The 21366-nt window shown below is 69.9% G+C and carries 22 protein-coding genes and 1 pseudogene; 13 read left to right on the forward strand and 10 right to left on the reverse strand.

Features of this window, described 5'->3' with window-relative positions:
• The first annotated feature begins 120 nt into the window (after positions 1–120).
• The 3 genes from DMP23_RS17140 (at position 121) to DMP23_RS17150 (ending at position 2981) form a co-directional block, all read left to right on the forward strand.
• On the forward strand, positions 121–831 hold the full coding sequence (locus tag DMP23_RS17140; RefSeq protein WP_337821685.1) for an SDR family NAD(P)-dependent oxidoreductase: 711 nt from the start codon (positions 121–123) through the stop codon (positions 829–831).
• A gap of 655 nt (positions 832–1486) precedes the next feature.
• Entirely contained in the window at positions 1487–2512 is a 1026-nt protein-coding gene (locus DMP23_RS17145; RefSeq protein ID WP_337821686.1) for a tyrosine-type recombinase/integrase, read from the forward strand.
• 4 nt (positions 2513–2516) lie between these two features.
• Positions 2517–2981, forward strand: a complete 465-nt coding sequence (locus DMP23_RS17150; protein WP_337821687.1) for an SRPBCC family protein — start codon at positions 2517–2519, stop codon at positions 2979–2981.
• A 266-nt stretch (positions 2982–3247) separates the two neighbouring features.
• Here DMP23_RS17150 and DMP23_RS17155 read toward each other — a convergent pair whose 3' ends face one another.
• From DMP23_RS17155 to DMP23_RS17170, 4 genes are all read right to left on the reverse strand, one after another.
• Positions 3248–3796, reverse strand: coding sequence for a hypothetical protein (locus DMP23_RS17155; protein ID WP_337821688.1), 549 nt, complete (start codon positions 3794–3796; stop codon positions 3248–3250).
• Complete coding sequence (locus DMP23_RS17160; RefSeq protein WP_337821689.1) at positions 3796–4158, reverse strand: helix-turn-helix domain-containing protein; 363 nt, start codon at positions 4156–4158, stop codon at positions 3796–3798. Before DMP23_RS17160 ends, DMP23_RS17155 begins: the two co-directional genes overlap by 1 nt.
• Before the next feature lie 44 nt (positions 4159–4202).
• Positions 4203–5024, reverse strand: coding sequence for a hypothetical protein (locus tag DMP23_RS17165; RefSeq protein ID WP_337821690.1), 822 nt, complete (start codon positions 5022–5024; stop codon positions 4203–4205).
• A gap of 95 nt (positions 5025–5119) precedes the next feature.
• Positions 5120–5500 (reverse strand): hypothetical protein, encoded by a 381-nt coding sequence (locus DMP23_RS17170; protein WP_051173084.1) that lies wholly within the window; start codon positions 5498–5500, stop codon positions 5120–5122.
• A 66-nt stretch (positions 5501–5566) separates the two neighbouring features.
• On the opposite strand from DMP23_RS17170, the gene DMP23_RS17175 reads away from it, so the two are divergent.
• Together DMP23_RS17175 and DMP23_RS17180 are read left to right on the forward strand one after the other, a co-directional pair.
• A complete protein-coding gene (locus DMP23_RS17175; protein ID WP_037806670.1) occupies positions 5567–6343 on the forward strand; it encodes a glycerophosphodiester phosphodiesterase family protein in 777 nt (258 codons plus the stop codon).
• A gap of 40 nt (positions 6344–6383) precedes the next feature.
• Positions 6384–7380 (forward strand): annotated as a pseudogene (locus DMP23_RS17180) (helix-turn-helix transcriptional regulator).
• Here the strand turns inward: DMP23_RS17180 and DMP23_RS17185 are convergent.
• Positions 7313–8017: a transglycosylase family protein gene (locus DMP23_RS17185; protein WP_051728517.1), complete on the reverse strand. Its 705-nt coding sequence runs from the start codon at positions 8015–8017 to the stop codon at positions 7313–7315. The pseudogene DMP23_RS17180 and the gene DMP23_RS17185 overlap by 68 nt on opposite strands.
• A 250-nt stretch (positions 8018–8267) precedes the next feature.
• Here DMP23_RS17185 and DMP23_RS17190 point away from each other — a divergent pair, with 250 nt between their 5' ends.
• The 3 genes from DMP23_RS17190 to DMP23_RS17200 all read left to right on the forward strand — a co-directional run bounded on the left by DMP23_RS17190 (position 8268) and on the right by DMP23_RS17200 (position 11026).
• Positions 8268–9668, forward strand: coding sequence for an MFS transporter (locus DMP23_RS17190; RefSeq protein ID WP_134728296.1), 1401 nt, complete (start codon positions 8268–8270; stop codon positions 9666–9668).
• A 22-nt stretch (positions 9669–9690) separates the two neighbouring features.
• The gene (locus tag DMP23_RS17195) at positions 9691–10452 is read left to right on the forward strand and encodes a thymidine kinase (protein WP_043838668.1); all 762 of its coding nucleotides are present in this window, start codon (positions 9691–9693) and stop codon (positions 10450–10452) included.
• 226 nt (positions 10453–10678) lie between these two features.
• The gene (locus DMP23_RS17200) at positions 10679–11026 is read left to right on the forward strand and encodes an RNA polymerase-binding protein RbpA (protein WP_009078445.1); all 348 of its coding nucleotides are present in this window, start codon (positions 10679–10681) and stop codon (positions 11024–11026) included.
• 132 nt (positions 11027–11158) lie between these two features.
• On the opposite strand, the gene DMP23_RS17205 is transcribed toward DMP23_RS17200, so the two are convergent.
• Complete coding sequence (locus tag DMP23_RS17205; protein WP_337821691.1) at positions 11159–11647, reverse strand: cupin domain-containing protein; 489 nt, start codon at positions 11645–11647, stop codon at positions 11159–11161.
• A 117-nt stretch (positions 11648–11764) separates the two neighbouring features.
• Between DMP23_RS17205 and DMP23_RS17210 the strand changes: the two genes are divergently transcribed.
• Positions 11765–12649, forward strand: a complete 885-nt coding sequence (locus DMP23_RS17210) for a LysR family transcriptional regulator (protein ID WP_337821692.1) — start codon at positions 11765–11767, stop codon at positions 12647–12649.
• On the opposite strand, the gene DMP23_RS17215 is transcribed toward DMP23_RS17210, so the two are convergent.
• Positions 12609–13781, reverse strand: a complete 1173-nt coding sequence (locus tag DMP23_RS17215; RefSeq protein WP_337821693.1) for an MFS transporter — start codon at positions 13779–13781, stop codon at positions 12609–12611. The two genes, DMP23_RS17210 and DMP23_RS17215, sit on opposite strands and share 41 nt — an antisense overlap.
• Positions 13782–13830: 49 nt before the next feature.
• Here DMP23_RS17215 and DMP23_RS17220 point away from each other — a divergent pair, with 49 nt between their 5' ends.
• The 3 genes from DMP23_RS17220 to DMP23_RS17230 all read left to right on the forward strand — a co-directional run bounded on the left by DMP23_RS17220 (position 13831) and on the right by DMP23_RS17230 (position 15810).
• A complete protein-coding gene (locus DMP23_RS17220) occupies positions 13831–14307 on the forward strand; it encodes a winged helix-turn-helix transcriptional regulator (RefSeq protein WP_337821694.1) in 477 nt (158 codons plus the stop codon).
• 79 nt (positions 14308–14386) lie between these two features.
• Positions 14387–14731: an ArsR/SmtB family transcription factor gene (locus tag DMP23_RS17225; RefSeq protein ID WP_037806190.1), complete on the forward strand. Its 345-nt coding sequence runs from the start codon at positions 14387–14389 to the stop codon at positions 14729–14731.
• A complete protein-coding gene (locus DMP23_RS17230) occupies positions 14728–15810 on the forward strand; it encodes an SRPBCC domain-containing protein (protein ID WP_337821695.1) in 1083 nt (360 codons plus the stop codon). Before DMP23_RS17225 ends, DMP23_RS17230 begins: the two co-directional genes overlap by 4 nt.
• Before the next feature lie 7 nt (positions 15811–15817).
• Here DMP23_RS17230 and DMP23_RS17235 read toward each other — a convergent pair whose 3' ends face one another.
• The 3 genes from DMP23_RS17235 to DMP23_RS17245 are packed head-to-tail and all read right to left on the reverse strand — an operon-like array spanning position 15818 to position 19849.
• A complete protein-coding gene (locus DMP23_RS17235) occupies positions 15818–16585 on the reverse strand; it encodes a polyprenol monophosphomannose synthase (RefSeq protein ID WP_037806192.1) in 768 nt (255 codons plus the stop codon).
• Between the two features lie 23 nt (positions 16586–16608).
• Positions 16609–18237, reverse strand: a complete 1629-nt coding sequence (gene lnt, locus DMP23_RS17240; RefSeq protein WP_337821696.1) for an apolipoprotein N-acyltransferase — start codon at positions 18235–18237, stop codon at positions 16609–16611.
• Positions 18238–18247: 10 nt separating this feature from the next.
• The gene (locus tag DMP23_RS17245) at positions 18248–19849 is read right to left on the reverse strand and encodes an amidohydrolase (RefSeq protein WP_337821697.1); all 1602 of its coding nucleotides are present in this window, start codon (positions 19847–19849) and stop codon (positions 18248–18250) included.
• 121 nt (positions 19850–19970) lie between these two features.
• On the opposite strand from DMP23_RS17245, the gene DMP23_RS17250 reads away from it, so the two are divergent.
• Complete coding sequence (locus DMP23_RS17250) at positions 19971–21362, forward strand: KamA family radical SAM protein (RefSeq protein ID WP_037806195.1); 1392 nt, start codon at positions 19971–19973, stop codon at positions 21360–21362.
• The last annotated feature ends 4 nt before the right edge of the window (positions 21363–21366 follow it).

The following is a 21366-nucleotide window of genomic DNA, read 5'->3' on the forward strand; positions in this document are numbered from 1 at the left end:
AAGTGGTCAGGATCGTGATCACGGGACCAATCGTGCGTCGTCGGCTCAGGCAGCGGCATCTTCCCATCCTGCCACCGGACGCTTGACCTGGTCCGCGCTCCAGCACATACGTTCGCCGCCATGACGACAACACTCATCACCGGTGCCACCAAAGGACTCGGCTACGAAACCGCCCGCCGCTTGGTCGCTGCCGGACACACCGTCTACCTCGGCGCCCGCGACGCTGCCCGCGGCGAACGAGCCGCGGAAGAACTCGGCGCACGAACCGTCCAGCTCGACGTCACCGACGAAGCATCGGTCCTCGCCGCAGCGAAAACCATCGAGGCGGACGGGGGACTGGACGTCCTCGTCAACAACGCAGGCATCGCCGTCGAACTGAAGAACGATGGGGAATCGGTCGGAGCAGCGGAAACCACTGCCGACCTGATGCGGGAAACGTTCGAGACCAACGTATTCGGCGTCGTGCGGGTGTTGCACGCGTTTCTGCCGCTCCTGCAACGATCGTCCGCGCCGGTGGTGGTGAACGTCAGCAGCGCGCTCGGATCGCTGGGCAGGATGACGGACGAGGCAACACACCAGTACGCGTACCGCGGCGTCGCATACCCGGCGTCGAAGGCCGCGGTGAACATGGTGACCGTCCAGTACGCCAAGGCATTCCCGGGGATCCGCATCAACGCCGTCGAGCCTGGCTACACGCAGACGGACATCAACGGACGCCGCGGAGGACAGCCGGTCGAGCAGGGTGCGGAGATCATCGTCCGGATGGCGCAGATCGGGACCAGCGGACCGACCGGCACCTACACGGACATCAACGGCCCGCTGGTGTGGTGAGCGCGTACGGGCGGGCGAGTGGCGTCGGACGCCGTCTCACCGCTTACTTGACATAATGTACATTATCGGCGTTTCGCTGACCTGCAGATCAGCAGGTTGAGGAGAGGTCTCCTGAGGGCTCTGATGCGCTCGTACGACTTGTCTCTGCACGTATCGGCGCGGCGTTCGGGAGCTCGTTGGCTCAGCGGCCTCCTCAGCGCACGTCGCTGACGGAGCTCTCTGGCCAGACCCGAGGCGAGTCCGCCAGAGAGCAACCCGAGATCCCCGACAGGAACTGCCGTGCCAGTCGTGCTTAATTCGTCACCGTGACGAATTAAGCACGACTGGCAGGACATTGAGGTTGGAGCACAACAACTTTTCCGAACCCGCTGACGCTGGCTCAGGCAGCCGGAAGATCCACTCGACCAGATGAACGCATCGTGGATCCAGTCCGACGTCAGACTCAGCCAAGCCGCTGAAGTCAGCGTCAACAGCGAGATTCTGGAGCACGCAGGGCGCTCCGGGACTCGTACGGGACGAGAGGAAAGTGCTGTCCCCCAAGGGGATTCAGCCCCTTCTCAAGCCCTGCAGAACCCCTCCCGCAGCCACGTTTCATGCATAATCGCTATTATGCATCATATATCAGACAACGGGTAGCGTCGAAATTGTCGGTGCTGTGCAGTACAAGATCACTATGCTCGTTTCCGAGGCACAGCAAGCGTTCTTCGCGGCACGGCGGCCGCGCAAGGACTCGCCGCACACCACTGCCGCCTATCGGCGGGACCTCGCCGGGATCACCGCTCTCCTGCTGGCGGAGCTGGGGCGCGACGAGGTCGACGTCGAAGAGCTGACAGCGCCGGTGCTGCGGGCTGCCTTCGGCGCGTTTGCCGACAACCACGCGAAAAGCTCGGTGCTGCGGGCGTGGTCGACGTGGAATCAGTTCCTCACCTTCTGTGTGTCGGACGGACTGCTGCCCGGCAATCCCATGGGAGCGGTCGCGCGGCCCAAGACTCCCCCGCTCACGCCGAAACCGTTGCGGGGCGAGGAAACTCCCGAGCAGCTGCTCACCGCGGCGGCCGATGGCGCCCGGCGCGCGCGGGATCCGTGGCCGGAGCGGGACGTGCTGGTGCTGGCGCTGGGGTTGGTAGCGGGCCTGCGGGCAGCGGAAATGCGCGCGCTCACCCCGCGATCGGTGGTCGGTCGAGACGGCGAATTGCGGCTGCACGTCCACGGCAAGGGCAGCCGGGACCGGTCGATCCCAGTGCAACCAGCGATGGCGAAGCTGATCGAGGACTACCAGGCTTCGTGCCGGCGACGGTTCCCCCGGCAACGATTCCCGGCGAGCGAGCCGCTGCTGCGGGACCGGGCGGGCGAGCCGATCGGCCGCGGTGCGCTCGAGTACCTGGTGAAGTCGTGCTACCGATGGGCGGGCCTGCACGACCGGGTGCCGACGGGCGCGAATCTGCACGCTCTGCGGCATACCTTCGCCACGCGGCTGGCCGAAGACGGTGCCACCGCGTCGGAGATCATGTCGCTGCTGGGGCACGCGAGCCTGGCGACTAGCCAGAACTACATCGAAGCGACCGGACGCGAACAGCGAGCGGCCGCCGCGAGCAACCGGACCTATCGGGCGCTCAACGGGTTGGCTCGGGACGATGCTCCGCAAGAGGGCACTGCGCGGGAGGCTGATGTGATTGCATGAGCGCGTGACTGACGAACCCTCGCGCGTCGTGCGCGCCAGCCGTGAGATCGAGGCCCCCGCCGAGCGGATTTTCGAGCTGATCGCCGACCCGTCGCAGCAGCCGAGCTGGGACGGCAACGACAACCTGGCCGAGTCGAAGCCGGGCCAGCGCGTCCACGCGGTCGGCGACGTGTTCACGACGACGCTCACGAACGGCTGGGTCCGGGAGAACCACATCGTGGAGTTCGAGGAGGCGCGCCGGGTGGCGTGGCGTCCGTCGGAAGCGGGCAAGCAGCCTCCGGGGCATCTGTGGCGCTGGGAACTGAACCCGCTTGGCGCGACGCGTACGGAGGTGACGCACACCTATGACTGGTCGAACCTCGACCCGGACGACACGATGCGGAACGCTCGCGCCCGCACCATAACGGCGGAGAAGCTGGCGGCGTCGCTGGAGAACCTGGCGAAAACGGCGGAACTTCCGCAGTCGTGAGCGAGGTTCGTCCGGTGCCTGATCACCAGCTTGCGTAGCAGGCGAGCTGAGCCTGGAGGCATGACGTGTCGGCAGTGAGCCGCGCAGATGTTGGTGCGGCTCACTGCCGACACGTCGCGGGGCGAGGACCGATATCAGCCTCTCCCCTATGTCCGGCACTGCTGAGCAGGCGGTCGGGCAGCGCTCTCGTAATGTCCTGCGCAGGTGCGGTACAGCGACAGGACGTGTTGCCCAGGCTTGACGACAGGCGCGGCTCGGTGTCCGGGTTATCGGTGTGCGCGCAAAGCGGCGGCGACCCAGGCGAAAGCAGGCACGCTGCTCGGCTCCGGCGAGCGGTTGTCGATCAGGCTCAGCAGCTCCCAGTAGCGTTCAACACGCGGCTCGGCGACCAGGTCGAGCCATTCGAGCAGCGCCTGCGACTCGCTGTCGCTGAGATCGGCGGGCACGATGCGGTCGAGAATCGCCCGCCCGGCCGCTGATCCCGCTGTGATCCCCTTCTCGACCGCCGGGCGCGCGTGCTCGAGGATCACCGGCCGGACGGTGAGGCCGAACTCGATGCGGTTGTCGGATCCTCCGCGCAGCACCATCTGCCGCATGGTGTGCTGGAAGTCGTCGTCGGAGACGAGTTCGGCCAGTTCTATCCAGGCGTCCACCTGAGCGGAAGTCGGATCGGCGGGCAGCCGCGGTGGCATCTCTCGCATGAACTCGGCGATGACCAGAGCGTCCGGGTCGTCGATGTCGGCGAAGACGCGGTCGACGAAGCCGTCGATGAGCTGTTGCCGTTCGTGAGCGGGCAATCGGGCGAGTTCGTGCATCAGAGCGAGTTCTTCGGTCTTGTCGTCCCGGCTGAGGGCGTTGCGCAGGGACCGCGCGGTTCAGCCGCAAGAGCTGGATCTGGGCTTCGAGAGCCTCGACGTGGCTCTCGGCGACTTCGGCCAGCGTCGATTGGCGGGTCGAGCACCTCGCGTACCGAGTCGAGGCCCAGCCCGAGTTCGCGGAGTGTCCGGGCCAGGTGCAGGCGACCGACCGCGTCGGCGCGGTAGAGCCGGTAGCCGCCCGCGGACCGTTCCGCGGGCGGCAGTACTCCGTTGTCGGACCAGAACCGGATCGTGCGCGTGGACAGGCCGGTGCGGCGAGCGAGCTCTCCGATGGTGTAGCGGTCGTTCGCCTCATCCATGGCCTCAATCTGCACCTTCCACCCGCTGGAAGGTCAACTCGAATTCAGGCAGCCGCCGCACTCCGGGGAAAGTCCTTGCGCTTGATTTTCGGCCGCCGCCCGTCCGGGTGGTGGAACACGATCTCCTCCGCGAGGTGCCCTGGCGAGAATTTGCTGTCCAAAGTGGTCAGGAACTCGCGCAGTCCCTGGTAGCTGCGCGGGACGTCGAGCACCGTGGGCGCTTGGAAGTCGAACGGCACGCACAGGTGGTCCGGCAGCGCCAGCGGGTTCCCCTGGATGCGCGGTCCGAGTGCCTCGCACGGGTGCTCGCCGTCCGGCCATTGCGAGACGTCGGTGTTCCCGGCCGCGGCGAGGATCCACTTGTCGTCGGCGGAGGTTTCGTCGGTGTCGACGTACCAGCCGTCGACGATGCCTTGCTGTTTCTGGGTTTTGTTTGGGTTTCGGCGCTTTTCGACGCGGACCAGGAGGCCGGAGCGGACGGTCAGGCGGACGTTGGTGCCGTCGAGTTTCTCGGTCCCCACTCCGGCTCCGTCGAAGACCCATGCGCATTCGGCGCGGGGCCGGTCGACCACCTGGAAACGCTCGTCGCGTTCGAAGAGCGTGGGGATTTTCTCCATGACTTGGTTGCCTCTCCTGATGTGCCCCAGTAATTCGTCGTGGCTGATGACGCCCTCGGCCAGTCCGCTTGCCAGCGACCGGACGAGGTCTGCCACTGACACGTCCGCTTCGACGGCGACGTGTTTCAGTGCCTTCTTCTCCTCCGGGGAGATCCAGGCGACGAGGCGCGACCAGCCTTCCGGGGGCGTCCAGCGGGCCGGGGCCGCGGGGTTTTTGCGGGGCCTGCCGCGCCCTCGGGGTTCGTTCATGGCGGGAACGCTAGAGCACCCGCGCAGCTTGTGTCAATTGGCATAACAGAAAATAGACAGCAGGTCAGAGGGTACTTTTCAGTGCAAGAACAAGATCAGCGGAGCTGTTCGAGATCCTTCGCCGCCGCGGCGATGTCCTCCGCGAGCTGCCGCAGCTCGCCCGCTGACGCGCCATCCTGAGCAGCCGTCACGATGTCCTCCGCGGCGCAGCGCAGCTGGAAGAGGCGGTCCTGCAGGGCGGCGATCTCGGTGTCCGACAGGACGACGGCGTCCTCGGGCAGGCCGCTGCGCTGCAGGGCGGTCCGGCGTTCGTAGGCGCGCTGTCGGCAGGACTGCCCGCAGTAGCGCCTGCGGCGTCCGACGTTGCCTGCTTCGGGCAGGCGGCGTCCGCACCAGCCGCAGTGTTTCGGGGCGTTCGTGCGGCGCGGCACGACGCGTTCGTCGCCGGTCAGGGCGTGTTCGGCCAGTTCCCTCACCCGCCGGACTCTAGCTGTCCATCACGTTCTCACGACGGGGCCACACCGATGGCGCAGACTGGAACCATGCGCCCACCGTTTCCGTACCTCGCCGACTCGCTCCCCCGCGCCTTCGCCCACCGCGGCTGGCACATCGGCGACCTCGAGGGGCTGGAGAACTCGCTGCCGGCGTTCCAGCGCGCGGCCGCCGAGGGGTACCGCTATCTCGAGACGGACGTGCACGCCACGTCGGACGGGGTGGTGGTCGTCCATCACGACGCGACGCTCGACCGCACGACCGACGGGCGCGGGGCGATCGCGACCCAGACGTGGGCGCAGCTCAAGGACGTCAAGATCGACGGGCGGGCGCCGTTGTCGCGGCTGGAGGATCTCCTTGAAGAGCTGCCGGAGGCGTTTTTCAACATCGACGTGAAGGCCGACAGCGCGGTGGTCCCGTTCGTGCGGACGCTGCAGCGGACCGGTGCGGTCGGGCGGGTCGCGGCGGCGTCCTTTTCGGACTCCCGGCTGGCTCGGCTGCGGCGGCTGGCCGGGCCGGAGCTGCTGACCGCGATGGGGCCGCGGTCGGCGTTCCTGCTGTGGGCGAACGGCTGGGTGCCGCTGCTGCAGATCAGCCGGTTCTCGGCGGGCTGGCTCGCGCAGGTTCCGGTGCGGCAGGGGCCGTTGAAGGTGGTCGACGAGGCGTTCGTGAAGTCGGCGGTGCGGCGCGGGTTCGAGGTGCACACGTGGACGATCGACGACGCGGACGAGATGCGGACGCTGCTGGACCTCGGCGTGCACGGGATCGTGACGGATCGGCCGGATCTGCTGCGCGAGGTGCTGCGGGAGCGGGGTGCGTGGAAGTAGCGGACAGGAGCTGACCGCTACGTGAGGCAGGATCGACGACGTGCCGAAGACCTCCGCGCGGCTGTTGTCGCTCCTCTCGTTGCTTCAGGCTCGGCGGGACTGGCCGGGTGCGCTGCTGGCCGAGCGACTGGAGGTCAGCCCGCACGGTGCGCCGGGACGTGGATCGGTTGCGGGAGCTCGGTTATCCGATCGTCACGACGAAGGGGCCGGACGGCGGTTACCGGCTGGACGCCGGCGCGCGGCTTCCGCCGTTGCTGTTCGACGACGACCAGGCGGTCGCGCTGGCGATCGCGTTGCAGGCGGCGACCGGAGCGGGGATCGAGGAAGCGGCCAAGCGGGCGTTGCAGACCGTGCGGCAAGTGATGCCCGCGCGGCTTCGGCACCGGGTGGACGCCTTGAGCTTCACCGCCGTCGAACGTCCGGCGCCCAGCGCGGATCCGCACACCCTCGTCGCGTTGAGCGCCGCTGTGCGCGCCCGGGAGGTGCTGCGGTTCGATTACGCGCCAACGGATACGCCGCCCCGGCGCGTCGAGCCGCATCATCTCGTCACGTGGGGTCAGCGCTGGTATCTGGTCGCGTGGGATCTCGATCGCGAGGACTGGCGGATCTTCCGGGCGGACCGGATCACGCCGCGCACGCCCACGGGGCCGAAGTTCGCCGAGCGCGGGCTGTCCGATGTCGCCGCGTTCGTGGCCGCGCGGTTCCGCGGGACGGATCTGTCCGGCGAATGGCCCTGCCGCGGCGAGGTGATCCTGCGGCTCCCGGCGACGGAAGCGGCGAGCTACCTGGCCGACGGCGTCATCGAGGCGCTCGGGCCGGACCGGTGCCGGGTGAGCCTCGGCGCCTGGTCGTGGCGCGGGCTGGCCGCCTCGTTCGGCCGGGTCGACGCCGACGTCGAGGTCGTCGGCCCGGCCGAACTGAAGGAAGCGTTCCGGCAGCTCGCCGCGCGCTACGCGGAGGCGGGGCGGGTCAGCGCGGAGCCTTGCCTTCCCACGCTGCCTTCCACGTCTTCGGACCCAGCCGGCCCGAGTCGTTGATGCCGTTGGCGCGCTGCAGGTCCAGCACCGCGGTGCGGGTCTTGTCGTAGTAGCAGCCGGTGCCGGTGAAGCCGTAGCCGAAGGCGTTCATCCGCAGCTGGAACGTGCGCAGTGCGGGCGCGCAGTCGCCGTAGGCGTAGACGAGGCCGGGCCACGCGGGCGTTGCGCCGGGCGGTCCCGGCGGCGGGGCGGGCTGCGGCTTGGGCGCGGGCGGGGCCGGCAGTCCGCCGCCGCCGATGTACGCGGCTTCCTCCCAGGAGGGGACGCGCTTGCTGCGGGCGTCGCCGTCGTTGGACAGGCCGAGCATGCCGCCGCATTCCCAGGGCTGCCAGCCGCGCATCCGGTACAGGTAGAGCGCGCGGTAGTCCTGCTCGCGGGGGCTGGCCTGGTCGGGGCGGCCCTGGCCGCCGACGCTGCGCCAGGTGGGGAGGTCGAACTGGTAGGCGCCGTAGTAGCCGTTGCCGGTGTTGATCGAGTAGCGGCCGCTCGACTCGCACATGCGGAGCTTGGCCCAGGTGCCCGAGGCGGGGTCCGCGGAGGCGGCGCCGGTGACGACGAGTTCCATGCCGAGGACGGCGACGACGAGCAGCAAGGCTCTGGCGGCGGCCCGTCTGGCAGTGCGAACGCGGTTGGTCATGCCACGCACACTAAGCACGCGACCCATCGACCACAAGAGTCACACCACGCTCAGCAGTCTCACATGACACGCCCGGAAATCCCGGCAGCGACACGCCCGGCCCGGCGTGTCGCGCGTTCCGCCGCGCGGCGTGGCGCAAACCGGAAGCGACGAACCGGACACGGTTTGCCCCCTTCGGCGGTACCGGTCGCCCCCGCGGCAGTAATGTCCGGCGCGACCTGGAGATTCGCACCGATTCGAGGAGTCGTGGATGACGCTGGCCGAGACCCGGGACAGCAAGCGGGAACGGTGGGGCTGGTACTTCTACGACTGGGCCAACTCGCCGTTCTATTCGTCAGTCACGACGGTGTTCGGGGCGCTGTACATGAGCACCGTCGCGGCCGCGGACGCGAAGCAGAACATCACCCTTAACGGGGACAGGGCTTGTCTCAACGCGTCCGGGGCGGACGACAAGCTCAACCACTGCGACGTGTCGCTGTTCGGCCTCCACTTCCCCGCCGGTTCGCTGTGGGGTTACCTGCTGTCGGTGGCGACGATCGTGCAGGTTCTGGTGCTGCCGATCGCGGGCGCGGTGGCCGACCGCAGCCGCAACAAGCGCAAGATCCTCGGCGGGTTCGCGGTGCTGGGCGCGGCGGCGTCGGCGCTGATGTTCTTCATGGCCGGTTCGGACTGGCAGCTGGGCGCGGCGCTGTTCATCCTCGCCAACATCGGGTACGGCGGTTCGCTGGTCGTCTACTACTCGTTCCTGGTGGACATCGCGACGCCGGACGAGCGAGACGACGTTTCGGCGAAGGGCTGGGCGTTCGGCTATCTCGGCGGCGGGCTCGCGCTCGCGCTGCAGCTCGCCTTCTACCTCAGCCGCGAGTCCCTCGGCATCGACACCGGCCTCGCGGTGCGGATCTGCTTCCTGACCTCGGGGATCTGGTGGGCCCTCTTCACCATCCCGACCCTGCGCCGGCTCCCCCGCGTCCACGTCCCGACCGCGACCGCGCGCGGCGTCTCGGTGCTGCGCGCCGGTTTCCGCGAACTGCGCCAGACGCTCGGCGAGGCGAAGGCGTATCCGCTCACGCTCGCCTTCCTCGGCAGCTACCTGCTCTTCGCGGACGGGATCAACACCGTCGTCACGGTTTCGGCGCAGTACGGGAAGGACGAGCTGCGGTTCTCCGACGAGGTGTTGATCGTCACGGTCCTGGTGATCCAGTTTCTCGCCTACGCGGGCGGCGTCCTGCACGGCCTGCTCGCGCGCCGCCTCGGCGCGAAGCGAACGATCCTGGTCAGTCTCGTGCTGTGGGTCGTGGTGCTGGGCGGGGCGTACTTCGTGCAGCCGAGGCAGCCGTTGCAGTTCTTCGCCGTCGCGATCGGCATCGGGCTCGTGCTCGGCGGGACGAACGCGCTGGCCAGGTCGCTGTTCAGCCAAATGATCCCGGCCGGGAAGGACGCGCAGTACTACTCCCTCTACGTCGTCGGCGAGAAGGGCACGTCGTGGCTCGGGCCGCTGGTGTTCGCCGGCGTCGGGCAGGCGACCGGGTCGTTCCGGCTGGCGATCATCGCGCTCGTGGTGTTCTTCGTGCTCGGCTTCGTGTTCGTCGCGCTGGTGCCGGTCCGGCGCGCGATCGCGGCCGCCGGCAACCGTCCGCCGGAGGTGCTGTGAGGCCCAGATAGGGTCGGTCGTCGTGACCGCTGCAGACGACGTTGTGCTCGACGACCCCACCGACGCGCTTTCCGCGGCCCCGCCCGCCGGGGCCCGGCGCAACGGTCCGGCCCGGGGACGGCTGAAGTTCTGCTACGGCCCGATGGACTGCGGGAAGTCGACGCTCGCGCTGCAGATCGACCACAACCACGCGCGCCAGGGCAGGCGCGGTCTCGTGCTGGTCCGCCACGACCGGTCCGGCGCGCCGCAGATCACCAGCCGGATCGGCATCGCGCGGCGCGCGACCGAGGTCGCGACCGGCACCGACCTGCGGGATCTGGTGCGCGAGCAGTGGGCGAGCGGGCAGCACGTGGACTACGTGATCGTGGACGAGGCGCAGTTCCTCTCCCCCGCGCAGGTCGACCAGCTCGCCGAACTCGCCGACGAGGCGGGCATCGACGTCTACTGCTTCGGCATCGCGACCGATTTCCGCAGCAGGCTGTTCCCCGGGGCCGCCCGGCTGTTCGAGATCGCCGACGAGCTCCAGCCGGTCCAGGTCGAGGTGCTCTGCTGGTGCGGGCTGCCCGGCCGGTTCAACGCGCGGGTCCGCGACGACGTGATTCTCCGTGACGGAGACACCGTTGTGGTGGCAGATACCGAACACTCCGTAGTTGAACCTTCAGCTTCAGCACGGTCTGATGCCGAAACGGTCACGGTCCGTTATCAGGTACTGTGCCGTCGCCACTTCCGCTCGGGGGATCTGGGACCCGCCGCTGCCCAGCACGGTCAGTTACGGTTGTCCTAGAGCTAACCTAACTAGCCCGACTGGGGGATATCCGCACTAAGAAGGCGGTATCCGCGTCACGTCAGAGGGCGAAAAGACTCCCTCTGGAGGAAGCTGAAGACCACGGGTGACGCAGCTCATCGTGAGCAGCGACATGGCGTGCCGGGAATCCCCCGGACGCCTCGTTCGTTGCATAGGGTGAGCATCACCCTGGCTCCACCCGGAGCTGACTGAAAGGAATCCCACTATGGCCGACCGTGTTCTCCGTGGAAGCCGGCTGGGAGCGGTCAGCTACGAGACCGACCGCAATCACGACCTCGCTCCGCGCCGTACCGTGCGCTACTCCTGCCCCAAGAACCACGAGTTCGAGGTGCCGTTCTCCGACGACGCCGAGATCCCGACGGTGTGGGAGTGCCGCCTGCACGGCAGCGAATCCGAGATCGTCGACGGCGGGCAGCCCGAGCAAAAAAAGGTCAAGCCCCCCAGGACCCACTGGGACATGCTGCTGGAGCGCCGCTCCATCCCCGAGCTCGAGGACCTGCTGAACGAACGTCTCGCCGAGCTCAAGGGACGCCGGACCAGCCGGTCCGCTTGAGCCTCGGCCAGTAGCTGGCTCCCACCACCGAACAGGAACGGCCCCCGCGACCTCCCCCCGCGGGGGCCGTTCCGCGTCCGCGGCACCTCTCCGGCGGTGCTCGCGTCTCGCCGACGGTCCGCACCGCGCGGATCAGGCCGCCGCATCGGCGCGGGCTTGCCGCCACCGGGGGCTGTCGACGTAGTGGTTGTCGTACTGCTCGGCGGAAGCGGCGATCTCCTTCGGGTCCGCCTCGCCGCGGGCGACACGGTCGAGCAGCCGGTAGTAGCCGAAGCGGTCCATCCCGGGGGTGAAGACCACCAGGACGTCGGCGGCGGAGCCCGCGGCCGGGCCGAAGGCGTGCGGGACAGTCGGCGGAACCGCGAGGAAATCGCCGGTCTCCAGGGTGTGCAGTTCGTCGCCGACCAGGACCTGCAGGGCGCCGCCGAGGACGTAGAAGAACTCGGTCGCGCGGGTGTGGAAGTGCGCGGGCGTGCCGAAGACGCCCTCGTCCAGGGCGGCGCGGTTGGCGGTGAACCGGTTGCCGGTGGCGCCGGAGTCGGCCAGCAGGGCGATCAGGCTGCCGGGAGCATCCGACAGGACTTCGGCCTCGGCGGCGCGGATCAGGGTGGGGTGCGACATCGGTTCCTCCGGGGTGGAGCGGGCTGGACAAGGTCCACTTTTCCGCCGCTGAGCTGGGCGAACAACGGAGAAGTCCGGATCGGTTGATAAGCTCTGGGTTATCGATCGGAGGCGCGGGTGGAACACCGGGACATCGAGGTTTTCCTCGCGCTCGCCGAGGAACTGCACTTCGGCCGGACCGCGGAGCGGCTGCGGGTGTCGCAGGCGCGGGTCAGCCAGTCGGTCAAGACGATGGAGCGCCGGATCGGAGCCCGGTTGTTCGACCGCACCAGCAGGCGGGTCTCGCTGACCCCGATCGGCCGCACGCTGGAGGCCGACATCCGGCCCGCCTACCGGCAGCTGTTGGCCGGGATCGAGCGCGCGGTCGCGGCGGGGCGCGGTGTCGAAGGCGTCCTGCGGCTCGCCTTCGAGGCTCCGGCGGTGGCGAATCTGATGTCCGACGTCACGGCCGCCTTCCGGGCCCGGTATCCGGGCTGCGAGGTCGACATCAGCGAGGCTCCGTTCGAGGACCCGCTCGCCACGCTTCGTTCCGGCGAAGCCGACTTGGCCGTGGTGCTGCTGCCGGTCGCCGAGCCGTCGATCACGACGGGACCGGTCGTGCACACCGAGCCGATGGTGCTCGCCGTCGCGTCCGGGCATCCGTTCGCCCGCCGGGAGTTCGTCACGCTCGAGGACCTCGGCCGCGACACGGTCCTGCGCGCCGCGCACCCGCCGCCCGCCTACTGGCGGGAGCCGCCCGAGCCGTGGACGACGCCCGCGGGCGTTCCGATCGCCCGCGGGCGCGCCTACCGCACGTTTCAGGAACTTCTGCTGGTCATCGGCGCGGGCGAAGGGATCTGCCCGCTCGCCGCGCACGCCGCGGAGTACTTCGCCCGGCCGGGCATCGCGTTCGTGCCCTTCCGCGACACCCCGCCTGCCCGGTGGGGGCTGATGTGGCGCAGCGCCGGGGAAACCGCGCTTGTCAAGGCGTTCGCGACGACAGCCGCCGAGCACCGGCCCTAGCCCAGGCCCACACCGCGAACGCGCACCCGGCGAACGCCGCGCCCAGCACGGCGGAGCCGGTCCAGCCCGCCGCGGCGAACGCGGTGGTCGTCGCGGTCGCGCCCAGTGCGGAGCCGAGCGAGTAGAAGATCATGTACCCGCCGATGACGCTGCTGGTGCGGTCCGGATGCGCCGCGGTGAGCAGGTGCTGATTGCTGACATGCACTGCCTGCACGGCGAAATCGAGCACCAGCACCCCCAGCCCCAGCAACCACAGCGACGGCTGCCCGACCGCGAGCCAGGACACCGCCAGCAGGACCAGCGCTCCGCCGGTGACCAGGCTCGCGCGTCCCCGGTCGGCCCAGCGTCCGGCACGGGCGGCCCCGAGCGCACCTGCCAAGCCCACGAGTCCGAACAAGCCGATCTGCGCGGTGCTCAAGTTCCACGGGTCCGCGGCGAGCGGCAGCGACAGACCGCTCCACAGCGCGCCGAACGACGCGAACAGGAAGAACGCGATCAAGCCCCGCGAGAGGAACAGCGGTTCCCGGAACAGCCCGCCTAGCGAGCCCAGCACCTGCCGGTACGTCGTGCCGTCGCGGCGCGGATCCGGCGGCATCGTCTTCAGCACGAGACCGGCGAGCGTCACCAGCAGCACCGCGAGCGCGACGTAGACGCTGCGCCACCCCCACAGTTCGGCCAGCGCTCCGGCGGCGACGCGGGCGCCCAGGATGCCGATGACGACCCCGGACGTCACGACGCCGAGGGTGCGGCCGCGTTCGTCCGGAGTGGACAGTGCGGCGGCGTAGGCGACCGTCGTCTGCACGACCACCGCGAACAGTCCCGCGAGCACCAGGCCGGCCAGCAGCAGCCAGGTTTGGCTTGCTGCGGCGGCCAATCCGGCTCCGGCGGCGGTCAGCAGCAGATGGGCGGCGATGAGTGTGCGCCGGTCGACGAGGTCGCCCAGCGGGACGAGCGCGGCGAGACCGCCGAGGTAGCCGAGCTGTCCGGCGGCGACGATCCAGCCCAGGCCGGCGTCCGGCACGCCCAGGTCCGCGCCGATCTCGGCCAGCACCGGCTGAGCGGCGTAAATGCTCGCGACGGCGACCGCGCACACCGCGGCGAACACCGTCCGGCGGCCCGTGGTCAGGCCCATGAGTCCCCCAATCAGTAGCGAATTGCAACTAATCGCACCGTACGGCAGAATGGTTTCAAAGAGCAACTCATCAAGGAGGCCCGCGAGCGTGGACGGCACCCCGGCCTGGACCGACCCGTCGTGTCCGGTGGCCCGCACCCTCGACCTCGTCGGCGACCGGTGGAGCCTGCTGATCGTCCGCGACGCGATGGACGGCGCGCGGGCGTTCACCGACTTCCAGCAGAGCACCGGCATCGCCCGCAACATCCTCACCGACCGGCTGCGCCGCCTGGTCGAACGCGGCGTCCTCGACCGGCAGACCGCGGAATCCGGCAAACGGCAGATCTACTCGCTCACACCGGCTGGCCGCGACCTGTTCACCGTCGTCGTCGCGCTCCGGCAGTGGGGCGAGCGGCACGCCTTCTCCCCCGGCGAAGACCACTCCGTGCTGGTCGACGACGCCGGGCAGCCGATCCCGCTGCTCGCGCCGGTCGCCGCGAACGGCGAAGCGGTTGATGTCGAGACGACCTCGGTGCGCAAGAGCTGAATCCCGTCGGACCCTTGCCCTGGCGACGCGACGGGCTTATTGTCAACGTACTGCTTGATAAAGAGATCAGTTGATAAAGATGTCCGTTGACAACGTCGAGGACCGGCTGGACCGGGCCTTCACCGCGCTGGGCGACCCCATCCGGCGCGCGCTGATCGCCCGGCTGTCGCGCGGCGAGGCGACGGTGAACGAGCTGGCCGAGCCGTTCCCGGTGACGAAGCAAGCCGTGTCGCGGCACGTCCAGGTGCTGGAGGCGGCCGGGCTCATCACGCGCAGCCGCGACGGCCAGCGCCGCCCGTGCCACCTCAACGCCGCCGCTCTCGAAGAGCTGACCAGCTGGATCGACACCTACCGGCTCACCCGCGAACGCGAGTTCCGCCGCCTCGACAGCCTTCTCGAAGAGACCAAGGAGCAGGACCGATGAACCCCACCACCATCACCGCCCAGCCCGGCAGCCCGTTCGTCGAGGTCGTCCGCGAGTTCGACGCGACGCCCGCGCGGCTCTTCCGCGCCTACACCGACCCCGACCTGATCACCCGCTGGCTCGGCCCGCGCGACGTCGAGATGCGGCTCCTCGAGTTCGACCCGCATTCCGGCGGGGCGTACCGCTACGCGCATGTCGATACCGACGGCAGCGAGCACCTCTTCCGCGGCGTCTTCCATTCCGTGGAGAGAGCCGAGCGGATAGTCCAGACCTTCGAGTACGAGGGCGCGCCCGGCCAGGTCAGCCTGGAGACCCTGATCTTCGAGGAACTCGACGGGCGGACGCGGCTGCGGGCCCGGTCGGTGTTCCCGAGCGTCGAGGCCCGCGACGCCATGGTCGCGAGCGGGATGGAACGCGGGATCCGCGATTCGATGGACCGGCTCGGCGAACTCGCGCGCGACGCGGAGCGGCCGGGCACGAGCCGGGTGGTCGTGGACATCTCGATGTCGCTGGACGGCTACGTCACCGGGCCGGGAGCCGATCCCGAACACGGTCTCGGCGTCGGCGGCGAACCGCTGCACGCCTGGGTGTCCGAGCCGACGCCGCGCGATTCGGAGATCCTGCACCGGTCGTTCACCGAAACCGGCGCCGTGGTGATGGGCCGCAGCACCTTCGACGTCGTCGACGGGCCGCAGGGCTGGAACGACGAGATCGGCTACGGCTACGACGAAGACCAGACCGTCGCCCCGCCGGTCTTCGTCGTCACCCACGCACGGCCCCGCGAGGTGCGCCTCGGCGAGCGGTTCCGGTTCGTCACCGACGGCGTCGAGCAGGCGGTCGAGCAGGCGCGCGCGGCCTCGGGCGACAAGGACGTCGTCGTGATGGGCGGCGGGTCGATCGCGTCGCAGGTCCTGTACGCCGGGCTGGCGGACGTGCTGCGGATCCACCTCGCGCCGATCGTCCTCGGCGGCGGAACCCCGTTGTTCCCCCAGGGAAATCCCGGGCCGGTGCGGCTGGAGCCGCTCGGTGCGGTGTCGACGCCGGGCGCCGAACACCTCACCTACCGCGTCCTGAAGTAGCCGCCGCTCAGCCCCGGCCCAGCAGCTTCTTCAGCTGGGCCAGGCGGCGCTGCACGCCCCACTCCGCGACCCGGAAGAACGCCTCGGACATGATGCCGCCGCTCATCTTCGACACGCCGATCTCCCGGTCGGTGAAGGTGATCGGCACCTCGACGATGTCGAACCCGGCGTCCGCGGTGCGGCGCGTGAGGTCGATCTGGAAGCAGTAGCCGTGCGAGGCGACCTCGTTCAGCGCCAGCTTCTCCAGCACCGGGCGCCGGTACGCGCGGAACCCGGCGGTCATGTCCGCGACCTTGATCCCCAGCGCGATCCGCGAGTACAGGTTCGCCCCGCGCGAGAGCAGCGTCCGGCGCAGCGGCCAGTTCACCGTGCTGCCGCCGGGCACGTACCGCGACCCGATCGACAGGTCCGCGTCGCCGACCGCGTCCAGCAGCCGCGGCAGGTCCTCCGGCGCGTGCGAGCCGTCGGCGTCCATCTCCACGAACGTCGCGTAGCCGCGCTCCATCCCCCAATGGAACCCGGCGATGTAGGCCTTGCCGAGGCCTTCCTTCGCGGTGCGGTGCAGCACGTGCACCCGCTTGTCCGCGGCCGCGCGCTCGTCGGCCAGCTCGCCGGTGCCGTCCGGGCTGCCGTCGTCGACGACGAGCACGTCGACGTCCGGGAGTGCCTTGTGGAGCCGGTCCAGCACCGGGCCGAGGTTGTCCCGCTCGTTGTAGGTCGGGATCACCACCAGCACCGGTTCGATCGTTTCGGCCCCCCGCGGCGCCTGCGCCATCCGTCTCCTCCGCATCCGGCGGGTCAGCCCGCCGCTTCCCCTGCTGTGGTCCCCGTCTTCGCGGCCGTCGCTGCTTCGCCGCGCCGGGTGCGAAAACGGAGCACGAACCCGCCGGCGACACCCGCGATCGCCAACGCCAGCAGTCCGTACTCCGTCCACGCACCGATTCGATCCGACAGCGTAGTCTGCGTGCGCAGCGGCACGCGCCCGACCAGGGCATCCGCCGTGAAAAGCCCGGTCGAGCTGGTGATCGTCCCGTCCGGGGCGACCAGCGCGCTCACCCCGGACACCGCCGACACCACCACCGCGCGCCCGTGCTCGACCGCGCGCAGCCGCGCCATCGCCAGCTGCTGGTAGCTCATCTCCCCCGGCCCGTACCACGCGTTGTTGGTCGGCACGACGAGCAGTTCGCCGCCCGCGTCGGTCGCGTCGCGGGCGGGGCCGTCGAAGGCCGATTCGTAGCAGATGAACACGCCGATCTTGGTGCCCGCGACCGACAGGGCGGCGTTGGAGCCGTCGCCGGGACGCATGTCGCGGGTGTCGTCGATGAACGGCGTCACCAGCCGTGCGACGGCGCGCGCGGGCACGTACTCGCCGAAGGGCACCAGATCCTGTTTGACGTACCGCTGCCCCGGCCCGGTGTTCGGGTCCCAGACGACCGCGGAGTTCTCCGCCGCCCCGTCCGGGGTGCGCACGAGCGCGCCGATGATCGCCGGGGCCCCGAAGGCCGACACCACCTGGTCGACGCCCGGGTCGTCGCCGTCGAGCGGGGTCGAGGTTTCCGGCCACAGCAGCAGATCCGGCTTCGGCGCCTGTCCTGATTGGACTTTCTGCAGCAGCCGCGCGCTCTCGGCGAGGGCGTTGGCGCGCAGCACCCCGCGCTGGCCCTGCAGAGCCAGCCCGATGTCCGGCGCGTTGCCCTGCACGGAACCGACGGTGAGCGAACCGTCCTGCGCCTCGGTGCCGATCGTCGGCCACACCGCGAGCCCGGCCGCGGCGGGAAGCACGGTGAACACGGCGGGCCAGACCAGCGCGCGGTCCCAGGCTTTGCGCGTGCGCCACAGCCTGCCGAGCAGCGCGGCGAGGCCGAAACCGGTGAGCACGACGGCGAAACCGACCAGCGGCGCGCCGCCGACCGACGCGAGCGACAGGAACGCGCCCTCGGGCTGGCTGAACGCGACCCGGCCCCACGGGAACCCGCCGAACGGGAACCACGTGCGCGGCGTCTCCAGCGCGACGAACACCAGCGCGCCCCACAGCGGCGCCAGCGGCAGCCGCGCCACGACCCGGATCAGCCATCCGGCGAGTCCGAAGTAGAGCGACAGCGCGAACGACAGCGCCAGCCACGGCAGCGGCCCGAAGTCGCGGCCGAGGAAGTCCTGCAGCCACACCAGCAGCGGCACGAAGAACGCCATGCCGAACACGAAGCCGTACCCGAACGCGCCGCGGAACGACCGTCCGCGAAGGAGCAGCGCGAACGCGGCGAACGCGATCGGGGCCAGCCACCACAGCGGGCGCGGCGCGAAGCTGAGGTAGTAGCCGTAGCCGGTCGCCGCCGTCGCCGCGACGCGCGCCAGCCAGGGCTTCCACGCCCGCTTTCGCTTGGTCTTGTGCGGAACGCCCGAATCGGCGTCCGCCACGCTCACTGCCACACCCGGAACTCTAAGCGGCCGGTGTGAACTCGTCGTAGATGACCGTGCCGCCGCGGACCGTGCGCAGGCAGCGCGGCAGCGGAGTGCCCGGCTCCAGCCGCGGCAGCGGCGGCACGCCCGAACGCGGATCGGTGGACCAGCGCTGCACGCGGCTGTCGGCGGTGGCGACGACGAGGTCGGCCGCGTCCCAGATCGCGTAGTGCGCAGGCGCGCCCGGGACGAGGCTGCCGGTCACGCCGTCGTTGACGCCCGCCGCGCGGTGTCCGGCGCGGGTGTGGGCGGTGAACGCGGCGCGGGCGGACAGGCGCGCTTCGGGCGTGTGGTGATGCACGGCGGCGCGTACGGAAGCCCACGAGTCGACCGCGCACACCGGGGCGTCGCTGCCGAAGGCGAGCACGACTCCCTCGGCGGCCAGCTGCGCGAAGGGGTTCAGCGCTGCCGCCCGGTCGCCGAGCCGTTCGGAGTACATGCCGGAGGTGCCGCCCCAGGCTTCGTCGAAGAGCGGCTGCACGGACGCGACGACGCCCCAGCCGGCGAGCGCGCGCGCCTGCTCCGCAGTGACCATCTCCAGGTGCTCGACCCGGTGATGCCGCGCGGCGAGGGGACGCTGGCCGACCTGCTTCTCGGCGAGCCGGAATCCCTCGACCACCTCGCCGACGGCGGCGTCGCCGATGACGTGGAAGCCCGCCTGCAGCCCGGCTTCGGTGCAGGCCACGAGATGGTCGGCGATGACCCCGGCGTCGGCGTAGAGCGAGCCGGAGGTGCCGGGCTCGTCGGAGTACGGCGAAGTGAGGGCCGCGGTGCGGGAGCCGAGCGCGCCGTCCACGAAAAGGTCTCCGGCGACGCCGTGCGCGCCCAGGCGGCGGGCGGTGTCGAGGCCGTTCAGCTGGCCCCAGTAGCCGACGACCTCGGGCAGCGTCGGGCCGGCCAGCGCGAGGAGGTCGGCGAAGTCTTCCTCGCCGGAGATGTCCGGGCCCGCGCATTCGTGCACCGAGACGATCCCGCGCGCGGCAGCCGTCGTCAGGAACGCGCGCTGGGCTGCCTGACGCTGCGCTCGGGTGATCGCGTCTCGGGCGGCTCCGCGGACGAGGTGGTGGGCGTCGCGGGTGAGCGGGCCGTCGGCGGACCATCCCGCCTTGGACTCGACGCCCGGCGCGAGTTTCGCGAGCGCGGTCGAGACCAGCGCGGAGTGAACGTCGACCCGGCTCAGGTAGACGGGCGTGTCCCCGGCGGCGTCGTCCAGCTCGGCGCGGCTCGGCAGCCGCTGCTCGGTCCAGGACGACTCGTCCCAGCCGTGCGCGAGCAGGACCTGCCCGGGAACGACGGCGTCGCGCACCGCGGCGAGGAGTTCGGCGGAGCTGCGGACGGCGGTCAGGTCGAGACCGGTCAGGTGCAGGCCGGTGGAGGTCGCGTGCACGTGCGCGTCCACGAACGCCGGCGCGACGAACGCCCCGCCCAGGTCGACGACCTCGGCGTCCGGGTGCAGCGCGCGGGCAGGCGCGTCCTGGCCGACCCACACCACGGTGCCGCCGGAAACCGCCATCGCGGTCGCGTCGGGCGAGGACGGGGTGTAGACGCGGCCGCCGAGCAGGAGCGTGGTGCTGTCGTTCACTCCCCGAGTCTCCCGCCTGGTCCCCCGAGCAGGGCAGACCGGGTCAGCGTGCAGAAAGATTTACGGTCGACTAACGTTATGGCAGGATATTTTCACGCGTTCCCGACGACTAGGAGTACAGATGACTGCGATCCAGGAACCTGTGCCGACTGCCGCCGCCTTCGACCAGCCGTACGAGTACGTCCGCGCCGAGTTGGCCGAACCCGACTGGCGCCGCTTCCCCGGCTGGCACGACGTGACCGAAGCAGAGTGGCGGGACGCCCAGTGGCAGCGCGTGCACTGCGTGCGCAACGTCAAGCAGCTGCGGGCCCTCATGGGCGATCTGCTGGAGGACCGGTTCTACGAGGACCTGATCGCCGACCAGCGCGAGATGGCCACGATGTCGATGCTGCTGCCGCCGCAGATGATCAACACGATGGCCCCGCACGCGGGCACCGACCCGGCAAAGGTCACCGAGGCGTTCTACGCCGACCCGATCCGCCGCTACATGCTTCCCGTGCGCAGCGACCGGCACCCGGCGTGGCCCAGCCACCCGCACGCCGAACGCGACTCCCTGCACGAGGCCGAGATGTGGGTGGTCGAGGGGCTCACCCACCGCTACCCGACGAAGGTGCTGGCCGAGATGATCTCGACCTGCCCGCAGTACTGCGGCCACTGCACCCGGATGGACCTCGTCGGCAACTCGACCGAGCAGGTGGAGAAGCACAAGCTCGCGCTCAAGCCGGTGGACCGCCAGGACGCCATGATCGACTACCTGAAGCGCACCCCCGGCGTCCGGGACGTGGTGGTGTCGGGCGGCGACGTGGCGAACGTGCCGTGGCCGCAGTTGGAGTCGTTCCTGATGCGCCTGATGGACATCGAGACGGTGCGTGACATCCGCCTGGCGACGAAGGCCCTCGCGGCGCTCCCGCAGCACTGGCTGCAGCCCAAGGTAACCGAGGGCCTGCAGCGGGTCGCCCTGACGGCGCAGGCACGCGGGGTGAACCTGGCTATCCACACGCACGTGAACCACGCGCAGTCGGTGACGCCGCTGGTGGCGGAAGCGGCGCGAACGGCGCTGCAGGTCGGGGTGCGGGATGTGCGGAACCAGGGCGTGCTGATGCGCGGGGTCAACGCTACTCCGGCTGCGCTTTTGGATCTTTGCTTCGCTTTGCAGGGTGAGGCTAATATCCTTCCTTACTATTTTTATATGTGCGACATGATTCCGAATGCTGAGCACTGGCGGGTTGCCGTTTGGGAAGCGCAGGAATTGCAGCATTCGATCATGGGGTATTTGCCGGGGTATGCGACGCCGCGGATTGTGTGCGATGTGCCTTACGTCGGGAAGCGATGGGTGCACCAGCTGGCGGAGTACGACCGGGATCTCGGGATTTCGTACTGGACGAAGAACTACCGGACCGGGATCGAGCACGAGGACCCGGAGGCGTTGCAGCGGAAGTACCCGTATTACGACCCGATCCAGACGCTGCCGGAGGCTGGGCAGAAGTGGTGGGCTGACGAGAAGGGTCGCTGATCCT

Source organism: Amycolatopsis sp. A1MSW2902 (genome assembly GCF_017312175.1).
GTDB classification, from domain to species: domain Bacteria; phylum Actinomycetota; class Actinomycetes; order Mycobacteriales; family Pseudonocardiaceae; genus Amycolatopsis; species Amycolatopsis nivea.

Excerpts from the sequence above, each read along its gene's own strand:
- DMP23_RS17250 (WP_037806195.1), top strand. The coding sequence starts at position 19,971 with ATGACTGCGATCCAGGAACCTGTGCCGACTGCCGCCGCCTTCGACCAG.
- DMP23_RS17205 (WP_337821691.1), bottom strand. The coding sequence starts at position 11,647 with ATGTCGCACCCCACCCTGATCCGCGCCGCCGAGGCCGAAGTCCTGTCG.
- DMP23_RS17200 (WP_009078445.1), top strand. The coding sequence starts at position 10,679 with ATGGCCGACCGTGTTCTCCGTGGAAGCCGGCTGGGAGCGGTCAGCTAC.
- DMP23_RS17185 (WP_051728517.1), bottom strand. The coding sequence starts at position 8,017 with ATGACCAACCGCGTTCGCACTGCCAGACGGGCCGCCGCCAGAGCCTTG.
- DMP23_RS17235 (WP_037806192.1), bottom strand. The coding sequence starts at position 16,585 with ATGGCGCAGGCGCCGCGGGGGGCCGAAACGATCGAACCGGTGCTGGTG.
- DMP23_RS17140 (WP_337821685.1), top strand. The coding sequence starts at position 121 with ATGACGACAACACTCATCACCGGTGCCACCAAAGGACTCGGCTACGAA.
- DMP23_RS17225 (WP_037806190.1), top strand. The coding sequence starts at position 14,387 with ATGTCCGTTGACAACGTCGAGGACCGGCTGGACCGGGCCTTCACCGCG.
- DMP23_RS17155 (WP_337821688.1), bottom strand. The coding sequence starts at position 3,796 with ATGCACGAACTCGCCCGATTGCCCGCTCACGAACGGCAACAGCTCATC.
- DMP23_RS17230 (WP_337821695.1), top strand. The coding sequence starts at position 14,728 with ATGAACCCCACCACCATCACCGCCCAGCCCGGCAGCCCGTTCGTCGAG.
- DMP23_RS17165 (WP_337821690.1), bottom strand. The coding sequence starts at position 5,024 with ATGAACGAACCCCGAGGGCGCGGCAGGCCCCGCAAAAACCCCGCGGCC.
- DMP23_RS17190 (WP_134728296.1), top strand. The coding sequence starts at position 8,268 with ATGACGCTGGCCGAGACCCGGGACAGCAAGCGGGAACGGTGGGGCTGG.
- DMP23_RS17175 (WP_037806670.1), top strand. The coding sequence starts at position 5,567 with ATGCGCCCACCGTTTCCGTACCTCGCCGACTCGCTCCCCCGCGCCTTC.
- DMP23_RS17215 (WP_337821693.1), bottom strand. The coding sequence starts at position 13,781 with ATGGGCCTGACCACGGGCCGCCGGACGGTGTTCGCCGCGGTGTGCGCG.
- DMP23_RS17160 (WP_337821689.1), bottom strand. The coding sequence starts at position 4,158 with ATGGATGAGGCGAACGACCGCTACACCATCGGAGAGCTCGCTCGCCGC.
- DMP23_RS17220 (WP_337821694.1), top strand. The coding sequence starts at position 13,831 with ATGGTTTCAAAGAGCAACTCATCAAGGAGGCCCGCGAGCGTGGACGGC.